Consider the following 15,260-nt stretch of genomic DNA (forward strand, 5'->3'; position numbering starts at 1 on the left):
AGGTAAAAGAGTATGGAATCTCAGACAATACTCAACGGCGGAGTAAACTCCCTTGGTTTTATGGGTGGTCAAAACCTAAGTATTCCAAATACTTCAAACGTTCCCTATGAAGTCATTCATCTTAAAGAAGAGGAGATGATCTTCAAAGAAGGGGAGCCGGCGAAGGGTCTATATTACGTTCAGTCGGGATGTGTTAAAGTTGTTGTAAATCGATCCCACGCGCGCGGCCGCACCACGACTAACGAATACGTGACGAAGCTTGTATCACCAGGAGAATACTTTGGCTACAAGGCACTTGTGAAAGGTGCTGTAACACAAAGTCATGCCAAAGCTGTGAAATCCACGGTTCTTTGGTTGTATCCACGCGAACTTATTCAAGTGGCGATGGCACAATCCAGCCCGCTGATTAAGTTGCTTTTGAATCAGGCCGTTAACGACCTGGAATCTTTCGAAACCATCAGTCAGCTTCACTACCTGGCATCTGTTCAGGAACGTATTGCTTATCAACTGGTGCTTTTGGCAGACAGATTCGGGGTTCAAACACCGAACGGTATTTCTTTGAATTTGAAACTGACAAGAAATGAGTTCGCTCAGCTTGCCAGCACGATCAATGAGTCCTTGTCTCGTCATTTGACAGAGTTTAAAAACGAAGGCCTTATCGACCTCAATGGTAAAGAAATCATCATTAAGAACAAAGACGGTCTGATGAGAAGATCAGGCAATTTCTAGTCGCAACGCTATCTGCAGACGAAATTGTGAAGACCCCGGGTTGAAAACTCGGGGTTTTTTTATGCCCTAATCTATGCGACCATGAGTTTTAGCAAATGGGAGGCTTTGATGTCCTGGGGTGAATACTATGAAAAGATGAAGGGCATGCCTCCGCGCCCGTTGCTAACTCGAGCTCTGGAGCTGATGCCTGAAGACCAAGTCAAAATCGCGCTGGATCTGGGATGTGGAATCGGAACAGATTCTATGCATCTGTTGCAAAAGGGGTGGCGGGTGACGGCAGTGGAAAAAGAGCCTGAAGGCGTTTCACTTCTTAAATCCCAACTCGATGTGACTGTGTCATCCAACCTGCGAATCATTCAGTCTTCTTTTGAAGCTCTGGATTCTTTGCCAGTTGTCAATTTTGTGTATGCAAGTCTAAGTCTGCCTTTTTGCCAGCAGGGAAGCTTTCCTGGATTCTGGAAAATCGTAGAGAGCTCTTTTTCTGATAATTGCTTTTTTGCCGCAAACTTTTTTGGTCCCGAAGATGACTGGGTTCGCCCTCGCGGCTGTACGGGGCACAGTGAAGCTGAAATCCGCGAGTTGCTTCACGATTTTGAAATTCTGTATCTGCACGAACGAAAAGAACTCGGACCAACAGCCACCAGTGGTGACAAGTTCTGGCACCTGTATTCGGTGATTGCCCAAAGAAAGTAGTTTACAACCAGGATTCGGGAATGAAAATCGCGCTGAGGCTGGCTTTAAATCTCTTCCACCAGCTGGTTTCCGGATCTTTGCTAAAGACATGTTCCAGCCCGCAGTCATCGGTGGTTTTCCAGATCAGATTGTTTTTTTCATTCAGCAAAACCTGATAGCTGTCCCTACGAAGATGGGCGATTAGATTCGTGCTGATCATTTCAGCCAGCTCGGGGCTGTCCACGACGACCCCCATTTCACTGTTTAAAGTGGCCGAGCGGGGATCCAGATTCATGGATCCGACAAAAACCTTTTTTCGGTCGAAAACAAAGATCTTTCCGTGCAGACCGGCGCTGGAAAAACTTGAACCGACACGATTCTTTTTGGGTGTGGTCGTGGGGCTGTTGGGTTTTAGTTCATACAGGCTGACACCTTGATCCAGCAAGTCTTTGCGATAGCCCTTGTACCCGGAAAACACCGTGGCGACATCGCTGGAGGCCAGTGAATTGGTCAGAACCAGCGATTGAACGCCTCGGTCGTTTAAATGTTTGAAGAACTTCACACCCTTCTTGCCGGGAACGAAGTATGGCGAAACCAGAATCAGCTCTTTTTCAGTCTTTTCTATCAGGGGATAAAGTTGTCGTGCGAGATTGTCGACCTGGTCTTTGGAGTCCTGGTGGAATTTCTCGGGGGGATCCATCACCACGTCGGCTTTTCCCCAGTAAAGTTTCATTGGCTCGTGGGTGAACTTTTTCACTATCGGGGTTTCTTTGAGGGCGTCGGCATACTGGGTCTTTTCGGCTTCAGTGATGGCGGCAGCGGCGTCGTCTTTCAGTTTTTGCAGGTCTTCAAGGGTGGGTTTGAATCCCTTAACTAGAACAGATATGGGATAAGCGATTTCGCTGTTCCAGTATGTATCAAAATGTCGCGACAGTTCCTGCACCACCGGGCCGATGGCCCACAGGTCGAAGTCACCAAAATTCATCTCTTCACTGGCACCGAAGTATTCATCCCCGATATTGCGCCCGCCGACAATCGCGGTCTGGTTGTCGACGACAAAGACTTTGTTGTGCATGCGTCGATTGACAGTGGAAAAGCGCATGGCATCTAGAATTTTCCAAGTGCGACCGGCGAAAGGGTTGGCCATGCGCACTTCGACGTTCGGGTGATAATCCAGAATCGCAAGGCCCTTTTCGTAGCGGCTCTGATTTAAGTCATCGAGCAGGACACGCACCCGCACACCGCGGTCGGCGGCCCGCAAGACCTCATGCAACAGCATTCGTCCGGTCAGATCATTTTCCCAGATATAGTACTGCAGATCGATGCTGCGATCAGAAACGACGACAGCCGCCATGCGCGCCACCAGGGCCTCCAGACCCGATGCCAGAGGATAGAAGCCGGACTGACCAGGATGACCTTTGATCTGAGTTTCTGTGGCTTGAGCCAACGGGGTCTTGGGATCGGGAGGCAGGGCTTCAGAGTAGGGCCGGTTTGTATTCGCAGGAAGTGAGGCACACCCTGCAGAAAGTCCAAGCAAAATGGGAATGGGCAGTATTTTTATCACAAAGAAAAACCCCGTCCCGAGCAGGATACGGGGTTTTGCGTGAAGGCTCAAACTGTAAGGACACAGCTACAGACGGAAGTTCTTGCCGTTGACCGGAGTCGGACGGCAAAGACCTGCCTCCAGTGGACGCTGGAAGACTTCGACCGCACCCGGAGGAATCATCGCGCGGCGATTGAAGATGCCGTATCCGCCCTGAGGCAAAGCCACGATCATGTCATTCAAAAGCTGACGGTTCAGACCCGGAACCAGCAAGATGGGATCAAATGCCACCATCACACGAATGGCTGCCGTGGTTTGCACGGGTACACCCCCACGAGCAACGACATCACGGATTTGTTCCGGGATTGGATTGAAGGCCACATCAACAAAACAGTTGGGACCTGTCGGACCAAAGCCCAACAAGTTCAAAGACAATCCACGCTGTTCCCAGTTGTGTTTGGAGCTGACAGCATCCAGTAAATCTTTGCGAGTCATGCGTGGTTCGCGGGATTTCAAAATTCCCAAACCTGCAGCCACAATCGCCGCGGAATTGGAACTTCCACGATATTCAGTGCCATCAGACAGCTTGATGGAAGAAGGCGCCAGAAGATCGGGTTTGTCTTTAAAGAACGAAGTCGAAGAACGGTCCGAATCACTTGCACCCACCGTGATCACCGTCGGGTTGTCAGCAGGATTCAAGATACTTTCACCACGGGAATGGGAAGGCATTACCAAACCATCACCATCAGCCGTGATACGCAATTGATCCCGGTTGGTGAAATTGTTGGATCTGTTTTTCACACGCAGGAAATAAAGCCCCGGAGAAAGTTCGGCAGAAATGATTTCACGCGGGTACTTGGAAAAGCCCGGACGACCTTCATTGCGGTTGTCCGATTGTTTCAAGGCGCTGTTCTGAATCACATTCAGCATGTCATCAGTCAGAGCTAAATCCAGATCCTTGGTGGTGCCTTCTTCAACATCATCTTTGAAGTCATTCCAGGAAAGAACAATCTTCGCCGAACATTTTTTCCCAGCCGCCGCCTGACAGCGCAAAGCCAGAGCATTGTTCTGATCCGGCAACAAAACCCAATTATCCTGAACAGTCGTCAGCGGCCCATTGTAAGTGGTCAAAGCAAAGTTACCAGCCGCATTCACCCAAATGACACCCGCACGAGTGGCACGGTTGACCTCAGCATTGATAAAGCCACCACCATCCCCATTGCCACCGTATTCCCAAACCTCAGAATAAAGAACCAGGTCATATTGACGAGCAATCACATCATCAATAGCCGCTTTGAAATTGGAATACCCAAAAGCATTATACAAAGTCAGCTCGGGCATCCACTGAGAAGCACGCAGATCATTCGTCATCATGGCCGTCAGAATCTGCGCCATCTTCAACCCATGCACGACCTTCAAATTCTCAGGATTCGCCACCGGCCCGGCAACATACCGAGTCCCCGCCGGCAAAGTACGCCCAATCTCTTTCTCATACCCAAAGAAACCTTTATCAAGAACCGCAACCTTCAACTTGCGCCCTGGATTCTGCGAAGAATAATACGGCGTAAACCCCAATGAATTTTTCAATGAATCCGTATTAGTGAATGGAGACGCAAAGGCAGAGGTCAGACCAAAAGTTAAAGCGAGAAAAACGAATGCTTTCATACATCACTCCTCAAAATACAAAAGGTATTCAACACGAGTTTGGTTGAGCCCTTAGGAGGAGATTTAAGCTGGAGTCGACCTCCGGTCAGCGGATGCGTTGGCCGCGAAGCGGACAGACCGGCGAGGGCAGGAGCCCGAGTCGACGCAAGCTTAAATCTCCTCCTAAGGGCGGCTAGCAAGAGCCGCCGTCCGGAAACTACCAGTAGTAGTTCGAGTAGTAATAGTAAGAATAGTACCCGTAGTTATACGTGTAGCATGGTGTGTACCAGTTGCCGTACCAGTAGACGTAGCTGTAGTAGTTGTAACCGCTGTAGAAGTACCAGCTGGAAGCCCCACCATCCTGATCAAGTTCGTTGCGAACGTTTGCAGATTGGTCGAAGGATCCTGTTTGTGCCAGAACCTGCGCCTGAGCGTCGCTGGTCACAGCTTGTTCAGTTGCCAGTACCGCTGTTTGGTTGTTGCGGTTATCAACACGGATCACCACAGTGCCGTTCATGGACTGATTGGTTACCGAAGACTCGTTATCAAGTTCGCCCGCAAATGCAGAGCCTGAGCCCAACACAAGAGCTGCTACCAAAATAAGGTGTTTCATCAATGCCTCCTAAATGGCTCTTAATTTGCCTCCGTTTTATGCTTTCAGGGGCTCATGTCATCTGAAAAAGCCTTGTTATTCGAAAGTCCTTGACGCAGGAAGACCGCGAGCGGTACGGGCTAGCGTATGGAACCTATTGGCTACTTGGAGTCTTGCTTTAAAGATAAATTTGGAACACCGCGACAGCCTGGACTTGTTAAGCGGGCTGAAGCACGTCTGAAAATCCGCGCGGATCTTCAGCCGGAGGAATCTTTGCAAGGGCTTGAGGGCTTCAGTCATGTATGGCTGATTTGGGTCTTCCATCAAAACAAAGTGGCGCGCTTCCATGCGAAAGTGCATCCGCCGCGTTTGGGTGGGGAAAGCATGGGGTTGTTTGCGACCCGCACTCCGCATCGTCCGAATCCGATCGGGCTGTCTTTGGTGGAACTGGTGCGCGTGGAAAAAGACGGCATCGTGGTCGCCGGAGCGGACCTGGTGGATGGCACTCCGATTTTGGATATCAAACCTTATCTGCCTGAGGTCGAAGCCATTCCCACGGCCCGCACAGGCTGGCCGGCCGAGATCGCCAAGAACCCGATCACAGTGACATTCGACGACAAGGCCGAGCAACTTTTACAAGAGTGGCAGGTAAGAAACCCTGACAAGGCTTTGCGTGAGGTGATTGAAGAAACCCTGAAGCAGGATCCGCGTCCTGTCGTTTATCGTGGTTTTGAAGAGGGAGATTCCCCTTATAGAAGCTCGCACGCAGTCCGTTTGTACGACGTGGATGTTCATTTCAAATTTGAAAGCCCCACCCAGGTGCGCGTCTTCGATATTCTTTTTATGCATAATTAGTTGCAGTTGCCTTTTAATTGCGCAGCAGGCTACTCTCCGGATGAACCAATACAAGGGAGGATTCGTGAGAACACTGGAAACTGCTTCTCATTCTGAAAACAGCACTCTTCGTAAAGTGCCAACATTGAGCCTTGCAAGTTACACCAAAGGGACTGCCGGCGAACGCTCAGAGTTCATCGGCAAACTTTTCACTGGTCTGAAAGAATATGGTTTCATCATTCTGAAAGATCACAACGTCCAAGCCGCAGATCTGCACAAAGCTTACGACATCCTTAAAAACTTCTACGCACTTCCGACAGAAGTTAAAAAATCCTATATCTCTCCAAAAGCCGGCTTCCAGCGCGGTTACACTCCATTCGGTCAGGAACATGCCAAAGATTCCCCGGTGATGGACTTGAAAGAGTTCTGGCACGTGGGCCGTGAGCTTTCTGAAGGCAACCCCTTGAAGGCTGTTTACCCTGCAAACGTATGGCCGTCTGAATTGCCGGAATTCCAGTCCCATTTCTCCAAGTTGTATGCAGCTTTGGAAGAAGCGGGCGATGTGATGCTGGAAGCGTTGACCATGCCTTTGGAAGTTGAAAAAGATTTCTTTGCCAAGATGACCAAAGATGGAAACTCCATCCTGAGACTTTTGCACTACCCACCAATTCCTGAGGGTGTGGATCCTCGTTGTGTTCGCGCGGCGGCTCACGAAGACATCAACTTCATTACAATTCTTCCAGCTGCAACCGCTTCCGGTCTGCAATTGAAAGATCGTGATGGCACTTGGTTGGATATCGACTCTGAGCCAGACACTTTGATCGTGGACGTGGGCGACATGCTGGCTCGTCTGACGAATGACGTTTTGCCAAGCACTACCCACCGTGTGATCAATCCACAGGATGGTACAAATCAAAGCCGTTATTCCATGCCGTTCTTCATGCACCCGCATCCGGAGGCAATGCTAAGCTGCTTGCCATCTTGTAAAGGGACAGGTGCGAAGTACGCTGATATTACTGGACAGGATTTCTTGATGCAGCGACTGCGCGAGATTGGTCTGTTAAAGTAAGCCCAAACTTGTCACCACAGTTGAAATGACTTCAAGAAAGGGATCCACACGGATCCCTTTCTTGCGTTTTGGGCCCTGGGGCCACTAGAACAAAGTCACCTGCGAATTTCACATGAGGGGGAATCATGCGATATTTGATGTTAGTGGTGATGGTCCTGACAGTTCTGTGGTCGGCGTATGGCCAGGCAATGCAGACGATGGAAGCCAGTCGTATGAGCTTCCGCATTCAGCCCTTGGGCGGCAAAGGCTATGACTATTCGGCGATCTGGAATCCGATTAGTGAAACAGCGATGTTGCGCATTGGACTGGTGCTGAATTCTGCGGATGCATTTTTGGTGAACAAATCCATTTCATTTGCCACGGCCAGTGCCGTTGATTTTGAAACCAGTGAGGGAATTTCTCGCCGGGGACATTGTGAAGTGGACCAGTGGTATTTGGAGTACGAGCCGGGTCTTCCCAACTATTTGATGTATGTGGGAATGAAGGGGCCGGGCTGTGCGGATATTGCAAAGGAATTTGATATTTTGCAGGTTCGCTTTAACTTTAAAGGAATTTCCCTGCCGCAGTTTGTACCCATTGACGTCGCTGTTGATATCAGTCGATAAATAAGGGATGAGCAAGAAATCAGCTTTGATTCTATCCCTTGTTGCCGCCGTATTATTGATTTTTACCTTCTGCCATTTTTATGGCGACTCACCTGATGAGGCCGCTGAAGAAACGCTTCGTGTTCAGGACGCCACTGGTGTACCTGCCGAAGCTGTTGCTCCACCAGTGAAGGCGGAGCCCCCTCCGGTGGATGTCAGCGCGGCTCCTCCTTCCACCGGTTTTCTTCCGACAGAAATGGAAGAGCCAGGAAAGTTCGCAGCCTACCAGCAAAAGTTAAAAGAGATGGCTGTATGTCTGAACATGCAGATGAATGCGCTGGATCCCAACGTCGAAATCAATTTTGAAACTTTCAATCAGGTCATCAATCCGGACCTCGGTGAAGTTGTCACGCAGTCGGAAGAATGGACAGCGACGGACATTCGCACTAAAAATGGCGAGCTTCGCCGTATTTACATCGAAAACGGGCCGAGTATCGAGGCAGAGTCCTCGCGCACCTTGAAGTATGAGGCTTTTTCTCAGGATGGCACTTCCAAGTCCCTGCCTCTTTCCAAAGAGCAGACGTCCAACCCATCCGACGCTCTGGTGGCGAGCCTGGAGGCGGATGGCGAAGTCGTCAGTCGTTCCGTCTCCCGCCGTATTTTTTATTCAAATGGGGATGATCTTTTGCTGGTTGAAAAGAACGGAAAGATTTTTTCTTTTGAACTGACCCATGACGGGGCGACGTTCCGCTGCAGTGGAGCTGACAAGTCCTCGACATTCCAGTGTCAGTGTCGCAACAATCCTTAGGGGGAATCATGGAAACAAATGAACTGCATCGAGGGCGTCTGATTGATCACTTGCAGCTGGTGGTGAAGGATTTGGATAAAACGAAAAGGTTTTATTCTGCGGTTTTTGAGACTCTGGGCATTCCGATGGGTGGTGAAGGCCCTGGATTTTTCTGGTGTGATGAGTTGTTTATTTCCTCTGCCGACAGTCCGGCCAGCGCAGGCAAGCTGACTGGCAGAACGCATCTGGCGTTTCAGGCCAAGGATCGCGACATGGTGAAAAAGTTCTACGAAGTGGCGCTGCAATCCGGCGGCCAGGATAACGGTGCGCCGGGCGAGCGTCCTTACCACCCGGGTTATTATGCGGCCTTTGTGCTGGATCCAGACGGAAACAACATCGAAGCGGTCTTCCATGGTCCGGCGAAAAAGTCGGCGGAGTCGGTGAAGATCACCTTCTAAATGACAGGCGCATGTTGAGATGCATGAAGGGCTCTTTGCTTTGGCAAAGGGCCTTTTGCTTTCTTGAGGGTGACAATGCTGGATTCTAAGATGAGTTGTCACACCCAAGGAGGTTTTCATGGAAAGAAACCGCTGGAGACAGGATGACTCCCGCCGTCGCGATCGTGACAGGGAGCCGGACTACAGTGAATTCATTGACGAGTACGAACAGCGTTTTCAAGCGCCCCCCGTGCCCGAGGAACGGCAGCGCTACCGCCGTGAAAGCCGGCCACCTGACGACTATGTCGACTATCGGGAGCGCAGTCCGCGCCCACATCCGGACTATGATGAGCGTCCGCGCCGACTGCGACGCAGAGACAATGAGGATAATCTGGATTTCGAAATGAATCGGGATTATGAGCGCGGCACCGAGATGGACTATCGCGATTATGAACCTCATCGAGAAAGATATCCCGATGAACGGGCTTATGGTCAGTCAGATTGGACGCCGCGGGATTCCTACGAAGCCGAACGCATCCGCAACGGCTATCGCAATTCCTATGAGGCGCGCCATCCTGAGCTGGATCGCCATTATGACCGGCACTTTGACTATCGCTATGGCAGTGATGATATTGATTTCGACAGCCGGGAAGAGCGGCCTTTGCGGCGCCCTCGCCGTCGCCCACGGCATCGCTCGGGTTACTGATTTTGAAATAAAAAAAGCCTCCGTGATTTGCACCACGGAGGCTTTTGATTCTTCATCTTACTGGAAGCGGGTCAAAGCATCACGCAATGAATCCAGCTGAACCTTGGACTGTGCCAGCAGGGCACGGTCCGCGGCGACAACTTCTTCATCCGCATTGGCGACAAACTTTTCATTGGAAAGCTTGCCGGAAAGCATGCCGATATCGCGAGTCAGTTTTTCAATCGACTTGTTGATACGTTTTACTTCCTCGTCGAAGTCCACCAGACCTTCCAGCGGGATGATCACTTTCACGCTGGCGTCTTTCACCACCACCGGAGCCACGGCACACTTCATCATGTCGCCTTCAGGTCCGATTTCCATGTTTTCCAGACGACCCATGGTCATCAAGGCCGTGCGGTTGTTGCCAAGGATCTTTTGCGTCTGATCGTTCGTCACACCCAGGCGCACGTTCAGTTTGACGGCCGGGCTGATGCGGTTTTCACCACGGATATTGCGGATCGCCGTGATCACTTCCTTGACGATGTCGATTTCCAAAGCGGCTTGGGCAGAACCCAGGCTTAGGAACTCTTTGTCGTTACGGGCGTTCGGGTACTGATCCACGATACACGCGGTGCCTTTGATCGGAAGCTTCTGGTAAATCTCTTCAGAGATAAACGGAGCAAACGGGTGCAGCAGGCGCATGATACGGTTCAGAACCTGAGCAATCACCAGCTGGGTGGCGGCTTTTTCTTCCGCGTTGTTGCCGTTCAGGATTGGTTTCGTGAACTCGATGTACCAGTCACAGAACTGATTCCAGATGAACTGGTACAGAGCTGTGGAGGCATCAGAGAATCTTTCCTGTTCCATGGCTTCTTCAACAGTTTTGGTCACTTCCTCAAGTTTGGTGATGATCCACTGGTCAAAGACGCTGATGTGGACTTTGTTAGGCAAAGCCTTCACGCCTTCAGTCGGAGCCTTGAAGTCAGACAGGTTGGAAAGCGCGAAACGAGCCGCGTTCCAGACTTTATTCATGAAGTTACGGTAGCCCTCAAGACGCTGTTCGCTGAACTTGAAGTCTTTCCCCGAGTACAAGTGCGCCGCAAAGGTGAAGCGCAAGGCATCGGCACCGTGTTTTTCAATCATTTCAACCGGGTCAATGGAGTTGCCCAAAGACTTGGACATCTTGCGACCTTGAGAGTCGCGCACCAGGCCGTGGATGTAAACCGTGCGGAATGGAACGTCTCTTTGGAACTCAAGACCCATCATGATCATACGAGCCACCCAGAAGAAGATGATATCGTGACCAGTCACCAGATAACTGGTTGGGTAGAATGTTTTCAGGGTTTCCGTTTCATTTGGCCAGCCCATTGTGGAGAACGGCCACAAAGCGGAACTGAACCATGTGTCCAGAACGTCGTCGTCCTGGTGAAGTTTTGTGCTGCCGCACTTTTCACAGGCTGTGACATCTGTTTCAGCCACTGTTTGATGGTTGCAGTCTTCACAGTACCAAACCGGAATGCGGTGACCCCACCACAATTGGCGGGAAATACACCAGTCTTCGATGTTGTTCAGCCAATGCAGGTAAACTTTTGTCCAAGATTCCGGTTCAAAGCGGATCGTGCCGTTTTCAGCAACACGTTTTGCCGGAACGGCCAAAGCTTCCATTTTCACAAACCACTGTTCAGAAAGGTAAGGCTCCACCACCGCACCCGAGCGCGAGCAGTGACCAACAGAGTGAACGTGGGGTTCTTCTTTTTCCAGAAGGTCCTGGGCTTTCAGGTCTTCCAGGATGCGCTTGCGCGCCTCTTGAACTTTCAAGCCGGCATAAACGCCGCCGTTTTCGTTGATCTCGGCTTTTTTCGTCAGGATGTTGATGAACTCAAGATTGTGGGTTTTCCCGATCTTGTAGTCATTGAAGTCGTGCGCCGGAGTGATCTTCACCACGCCAGAACCGAATTCTTTGTCCACGTAAGTGTCAGCAATGATCTTGATCTTTCTGTTGGTCAGAGGCAGCAGAACGTTTTTGCCGATCAGGTGCTTGTAGCGTTCATCTTCTGGATGCACGCACACAGCCGAGTCACCCAGCATGGTTTCTGGACGAGTCGTCGCCACAACCAGGAAGCCGGAACCGTCTTCCAGAGGGTACTTCACGTGATACAAAGAGCCTTTGATCTGCTTGTGTTCAACTTCCAGGTCGGAGATCGCTGTTTCCAGAGGACCGGACCAGTTCACCAGGCGCTGACCACGATAGATCAGGCCTTTTTTGTGAAGGGATACGAACACTTTCCGAACGGCTTTGGAAACACCTTCGTCCAAAGTGAACACCGCGCGATCCCAGTCACAGGAATCACCAAGGCGGCGCATTTGTCCATAGATGCGGTTTCCGTACTGGTGTTTCCAGTCCCAAACTTTCTCCACGAATTTTTCGCGACCCAGATCATGACGGGTGACACCGTCTTTTTTCAATTCACGCTCGACCACGGATTGAGTGGCGATACCGGCGTGATCTGTACCCGGCAACCACATGGTGTTGTAGCCGTTCATTCTTTTCCAGCGGATCATCATGTCCTGAATCGTGTGATCCAAAGCGTGACCCATGTGCAGGAATCCCGTGACGTTCGGAGGCGGAAGGATGATGGAGAATGGAGGTTTTGTGGATTGATCCTGGGCTTTGAAGTACCCGTTCTTTTCCCACCATTCATACGTGCGCGATTCAACATCTGCGGGATTATAACGATCTGATAACTGTTCTGACATTTTCAACGACCTCTAAAGGTTTTAAGGATATGAAATTCTTAAGTTTTTAACCCCTAGAGGCTAACAAATTCAAGCACTTTGGGATAGGCCAAATCGGCAGAAGTTCAGGTGAAAATAGACGAGGGAAGGTGTGGGGATGGGGAGCGGTGCGAAATAAAAAAGGGAGGCTTTGGGCCTCCCTTGATCTAAGTCTGTATGAACAGTGCTTATTTTCCTTATTTTAGGAAGTCCGCCATCAAGCGGGCACCCAAAACTACTTCCTGGCTTGTGATGTCGTCGCCAGCTTCTGGTTCTTCCTTCACGTTTGCGTAAGCAAGGTGGTAGCGGAAGTTGGTGTCAGTGTATGGTTTGTACTCAAGAACCGCACCGTAACCGATGAATTTGTTGGTTTCTTCGCCGCCGATTTCCAGTTTCTCTTCAGAAGTCTGGAACTCAAGACGTGGAGTCCACTGTTCCCAACCAGTGTAAGCGAATTTCGCCACGATGGAAGTCACAGTGTCTTTCTCGCCAGCATCCAATTTTGCTTCAGACATCAGGTAGTCTACCGAAACCATCGCTGGTTTTGCATTCCACATCACACCTGCAGTCATGAACTGGTGTTTGTCGCCATCCGCAGGACCGTTCAGGGTGTGGTAAGAAAGGTTTGTCATCAAGGCTTTGTCTTCTGTCCAAGCGCCTCTCCAAACTGCACCCATCATCATAGTGTTTTGAGTTGCAGTTGGGCCCGCCAAAGTCTCGGATTCGTTTGTTGCCATGACGTAGACGTTGTGGCCACCGAAAGTGAAAGTCCCTTTGGCACCAGTCATATATAGAAGATCAGAAGTGCCCAGATTCGCACCACCAAGAGCTCCATCCGGTCCACGGCCTGTGTAGAACTGGGAAGTCAGGTACAAGTCTGCGCCGCTGGTTGCGCCTTCGAAGCCACCGAATTCAGTGTTGAAGCGACCTACGGACAAAGCAAACACGTCGGACATTTTGTGTGTCAGGAACGCGTATTCGACAGCGGTTTGGGCGCTATCTACAAGCTGGGTTGCTGATTTATTGAAGGCCAAGCGAACACGGAAAGAAAGATCTTCCGTCGCTTTACCCATATAATCCAAGCGGCCCGTCTTGAAATAGAACTTGGAGACGTCCGGTTGGGAAGACTCGTCGTAGGTGGTTGAGTTGTAGTCTGCACGCAGGTCCAAATTCAAAGTTCCGGCCTGAGCTGCAGAAGTCATCGTTGTTGTAGCAAGAGCTGCAATCAAAAACTTTTTCATGTTACTTCCTTGTTTAAAGTTCTAAGTTTTGATGTAGCTAGTATGGTATAAAGTCGTGCCTTCAACAACAACGCTTTAAAAAATTATGTTGGTTCTATGTCAAATTATTGTTGGCGTTCAATCAAGAGGCCCTCAAGGCCACCTTTAACATAGAAACTGTTGATGAATCCGGCTTGTTCTAACATGGCCGCAACCTTCGGGGCGGTGTTTTCGTCGCGATCCAAAACAACGACGGCAAAGTGGGGAGGAAGGTTCTTTCCCTTCACCGCCTCCAACGCCCCCTCGGGGGTGGATGGCAGACTGATGTTATCCAAGTGCATTTTGGTCACGCTCTTGTACCAGTCATTCAGATCCACGTTGTCCAAAATCAACAGAAGAAAAGGAGTGCGGGTTTGAATCAGATTGTCGAACTGGAAATAGCCGATTGAATTAAAGTCCATGATCTATCCTACGCGCCCGTGTTCCGGGATGAATTTGTAAATGATGATAACAATGGCAAGACCCAGGAAGGCCATCAGGCCCGATGCCCAGAACGGAGCGGTGATCGCCACAGTTCCGTAAAGGGCCCCGCCCAATGCAGGTCCCAGAATGCGACCCAATGAAGCCATACTTTGAGTGACTCCCATGGCGGCACCTTGTTCGTTGGCATCAGACAGCAAGCTGATGCTTCCCAACGTTGAAGGATTGGCCAGGCCATTGCCCAATGACAGTAAAGTCATCGTGATCGCCATGCCGGTGATGGAATCCGCGATAGCAATGCCAGTCAGGCCCAGAGCCAGAAGCAAAACCCCCAGACGCAGAACCTTGCGCTCGCCCCACTTTGGCAGCAGACGTCGCACCAAAAAACCTTGAGTGAAGATGATGATGACTCCGATATAGGCAAAACCGAAGCTGACCTGTTTGACGTCCCACTGGTATTTTTCACCCATGAACAGGATCAGGGTGGCCTCCATGGAAGACATTGCCAAAGATGACAGCAGGAACACTGTCATCAGAGGGCCCACGGTTTTTTTGTTCAGATACTGCCACATGATCGAGAAACGTTTTCTTTTTGCGGCAGACTCGCTTTTCTCGCTTAAGGATTCCTTCAGGAACTTCACACCAAACAAGAAGTTCGCAAAGCACAAAGCCGCCACCCAGTAGGAGGCAAACGAAGTGTCAAAGTGCGGGGCGGGATTGATGTGCTGACCCCAAACCGCCAGGCCACCACCCAAGGCCGGTCCGACAACAAAGCCCAAACCAAACGCCGCCCCAATCAGGGCCATGCCTTTGGAGCGTTCGTGTTTTGGGGTGATATCCGAAATATAAGCCGAAGCAGTGGAAAGGCTGGCGCCGAAGAAACCCGCCAGGATGCGTGCGACAAAGAGCCACTCCAAAGACCTCGCCCAGGCAAACATGATGTAAGAAAGAGTTTCACCCACCAGGCAGAACAACAGAATCGGACGACGACCCATCCGATCGCTCAGGCGGCCCCAGAATGGTGCAAATAGAAATTGCATCAGGGAATAAACCGACAGCAGCAAGCCTGTTTCAAGCGCCGTGGCGCCAAAGTTGCGACTTAGGATGGGGAGGATTGGAATAACCACACCAAAGCCCACTAAATACAGGAAAACAGTGAAAAAGATGATGGCCAGCTGTGATTTGTTTGATGTCGCAGTCATAGGGTTG

At 50.5% G+C, this 15,260-nt stretch carries 15 protein-coding genes; 8 read left to right on the forward strand and 7 right to left on the reverse strand.

Annotation, left to right across the window (positions count from 1 at the left end; genetic code table 11):
* Positions 1 to 12: 12 nt before the first annotated feature.
* Together BD_RS02045 and BD_RS02050 are read left to right on the forward strand one after the other, a co-directional pair.
* Positions 13 to 729 (forward strand): Crp/Fnr family transcriptional regulator, encoded by a 717-nt coding sequence (locus BD_RS02045; protein WP_011163030.1) that lies wholly within the window; start codon positions 13 to 15, stop codon positions 727 to 729.
* 81 nt (positions 730 to 810) lie between these two features.
* Positions 811 to 1,422 (forward strand): methyltransferase domain-containing protein, encoded by a 612-nt coding sequence (locus BD_RS02050; protein WP_157865631.1) that lies wholly within the window; start codon positions 811 to 813, stop codon positions 1,420 to 1,422.
* Position 1,423: 1 nt separating this feature from the next.
* On the opposite strand, the gene BD_RS02055 is transcribed toward BD_RS02050, so the two are convergent.
* From BD_RS02055 to BD_RS02065, 3 genes are all read right to left on the reverse strand, one after another.
* The gene (locus tag BD_RS02055) at positions 1,424 to 2,938 is read right to left on the reverse strand and encodes a phospholipase D family protein (protein WP_231839253.1); all 1,515 of its coding nucleotides are present in this window, start codon (positions 2,936 to 2,938) and stop codon (positions 1,424 to 1,426) included.
* Between the two features lie 93 nt (positions 2,939 to 3,031).
* Entirely contained in the window at positions 3,032 to 4,609 is a 1,578-nt protein-coding gene (locus BD_RS02060; protein ID WP_011163033.1) for a S8 family serine peptidase, read from the reverse strand.
* A 196-nt stretch (positions 4,610 to 4,805) separates the two neighbouring features.
* Positions 4,806 to 5,201, reverse strand: coding sequence for a hypothetical protein (locus BD_RS02065; RefSeq protein WP_038450791.1), 396 nt, complete (start codon positions 5,199 to 5,201; stop codon positions 4,806 to 4,808).
* A 126-nt stretch (positions 5,202 to 5,327) separates the two neighbouring features.
* Between BD_RS02065 and tsaA the strand changes: the two genes are divergently transcribed.
* The 6 genes from tsaA (at position 5,328) to BD_RS02095 (ending at position 9,597) form a co-directional block, all read left to right on the forward strand.
* Positions 5,328 to 6,035, forward strand: a complete 708-nt coding sequence (tsaA, locus tag BD_RS02070) for a tRNA (N6-threonylcarbamoyladenosine(37)-N6)-methyltransferase TrmO (protein ID WP_011163035.1) — start codon at positions 5,328 to 5,330, stop codon at positions 6,033 to 6,035.
* Positions 6,036 to 6,099: 64 nt separating this feature from the next.
* The gene (locus BD_RS02075; RefSeq protein WP_011163036.1) at positions 6,100 to 7,083 is read left to right on the forward strand and encodes an isopenicillin N synthase family dioxygenase; all 984 of its coding nucleotides are present in this window, start codon (positions 6,100 to 6,102) and stop codon (positions 7,081 to 7,083) included.
* 125 nt (positions 7,084 to 7,208) lie between these two features.
* Positions 7,209 to 7,688 carry a hypothetical protein gene (locus BD_RS02080; protein ID WP_011163037.1) on the forward strand — a complete coding sequence of 160 codons (480 nt, stop codon included), beginning with the start codon at positions 7,209 to 7,211 and terminating at the stop codon, positions 7,686 to 7,688.
* A gap of 7 nt (positions 7,689 to 7,695) precedes the next feature.
* Positions 7,696 to 8,475 carry a hypothetical protein gene (locus BD_RS02085; protein ID WP_011163038.1) on the forward strand — a complete coding sequence of 260 codons (780 nt, stop codon included), beginning with the start codon at positions 7,696 to 7,698 and terminating at the stop codon, positions 8,473 to 8,475.
* Positions 8,476 to 8,483: 8 nt separating this feature from the next.
* Entirely contained in the window at positions 8,484 to 8,912 is a 429-nt protein-coding gene (locus tag BD_RS02090; protein WP_011163039.1) for a VOC family protein, read from the forward strand.
* A gap of 229 nt (positions 8,913 to 9,141) precedes the next feature.
* A complete protein-coding gene (locus BD_RS02095) occupies positions 9,142 to 9,597 on the forward strand; it encodes a hypothetical protein (protein ID WP_231839254.1) in 456 nt (151 codons plus the stop codon).
* A 57-nt stretch (positions 9,598 to 9,654) separates the two neighbouring features.
* Here the strand turns inward: BD_RS02095 and BD_RS02100 are convergent, their stop codons facing one another.
* The 4 genes from BD_RS02100 to BD_RS02115 all read right to left on the reverse strand — a co-directional run bounded on the left by BD_RS02100 (position 9,655) and on the right by BD_RS02115 (position 15,253).
* Positions 9,655 to 12,333 (reverse strand): valine--tRNA ligase, encoded by a 2,679-nt coding sequence (locus BD_RS02100; protein WP_041583439.1) that lies wholly within the window; start codon positions 12,331 to 12,333, stop codon positions 9,655 to 9,657.
* Between the two features lie 215 nt (positions 12,334 to 12,548).
* Entirely contained in the window at positions 12,549 to 13,592 is a 1,044-nt protein-coding gene (locus BD_RS02105; protein WP_011163042.1) for a porin, read from the reverse strand.
* Positions 13,593 to 13,696: 104 nt separating this feature from the next.
* The gene (locus BD_RS02110; protein ID WP_011163043.1) at positions 13,697 to 14,032 is read right to left on the reverse strand and encodes a rhodanese-like domain-containing protein; all 336 of its coding nucleotides are present in this window, start codon (positions 14,030 to 14,032) and stop codon (positions 13,697 to 13,699) included.
* A 3-nt stretch (positions 14,033 to 14,035) separates the two neighbouring features.
* On the reverse strand, positions 14,036 to 15,253 hold the full coding sequence (locus tag BD_RS02115) for a tetracycline resistance MFS efflux pump (protein WP_011163044.1): 1,218 nt from the start codon (positions 15,251 to 15,253) through the stop codon (positions 14,036 to 14,038).
* Positions 15,254 to 15,260 lie beyond the last annotated feature (7 nt).

The sequence above is a fragment of the Bdellovibrio bacteriovorus HD100 genome, from assembly GCF_000196175.1.
Classification (GTDB): Bacteria; Bdellovibrionota; Bdellovibrionia; order Bdellovibrionales; family Bdellovibrionaceae; genus Bdellovibrio; species Bdellovibrio bacteriovorus.